The sequence below is a fragment of the Neoroseomonas lacus genome, assembly GCF_014644535.1.
GTDB classification, from domain to species: Bacteria; Pseudomonadota; Alphaproteobacteria; order Acetobacterales; family Acetobacteraceae; genus Neoroseomonas; species Neoroseomonas lacus.
The window spans coordinates 1-632 of the sequence record NZ_BMKW01000068.1 but is presented as its reverse complement, the minus strand read 5'-3'; the positions used below and the strand labels follow the sequence as shown (position 1 = coordinate 632).

The 632-nt window shown below is 67.9% G+C and carries 1 protein-coding gene; it reads right to left on the bottom strand.

Annotation, left to right across the window (positions count from 1 at the left end; genetic code table 11):
• Window positions 1-271 precede the first annotated feature (271 nt).
• Complete coding sequence (locus tag IEY36_RS30450; RefSeq protein ID WP_188974090.1) at window positions 272-496, bottom strand: sugar nucleotide-binding protein; 225 nt, start codon at window positions 494-496, stop codon at window positions 272-274.
• Window positions 497-632 lie beyond the last annotated feature (136 nt).

Below are 632 nucleotides of genomic sequence, written 5' to 3'. Positions count from 1 at the left end.
GGCGCTGAGAGACGCCAGATCGTGCTGTTGCTGATGGCCCGGAAATGCCGGTCCGCTGCATCCCGTTCGGCACGCACGGCGAGCAGTTCTGCCTGCGTCCGCAAGAGTTGACGAGTGGCAGCCATGGCGAATGTTGCCGCTTCGTCCGTAGCCCCGAAGTCTGACGGAGCAGATTGCCCCGGATCGGTGTGATGGGCAGCCTCGTGCGGAGGCGACGGTGTCGCGGAGCCGCCAGACGGGCCGCCGGCGTCGGTGGAGGGGACGTGCTGCTTCATACGGCGTGCAGTGCGCGGATCGCGCAAGTCAGGTCCTGCTCCCTGTCCTGCCAACCCTCCGCGCGAATGCGCGCGAGAATGGCAGCGATGGCGGCCGCGGGATCCGGCGCCGCAGTTGGGCTGCCGTGCTGATTAGCAACGATGCGCAGTTCGTTCCGTTCGACGCCAACGCGCAGCATGGTCCGGACGAAATTCTTGCACATTGGGGCGATCCTGCGCATCACCAGGACCTCCGCGGAAAGGGTGGCGGGATCTGCGCGAGGCGTGCGGCGGCGCGGTCCTTGTCGGACAGCACGGCGGTCATCGCGTCGACCGGCCAGTCGATGCCGAGCGCCGGGTCGTTCCAGGCAATGCCGC

Coding starts and splice junctions, on each gene's coding strand:
- IEY36_RS30450 (WP_188974090.1), bottom strand. CDS start 496: ATGCGCAGGATCGCCCCAATGTGCAAGAATTTCGTCCGGACCATGCTG.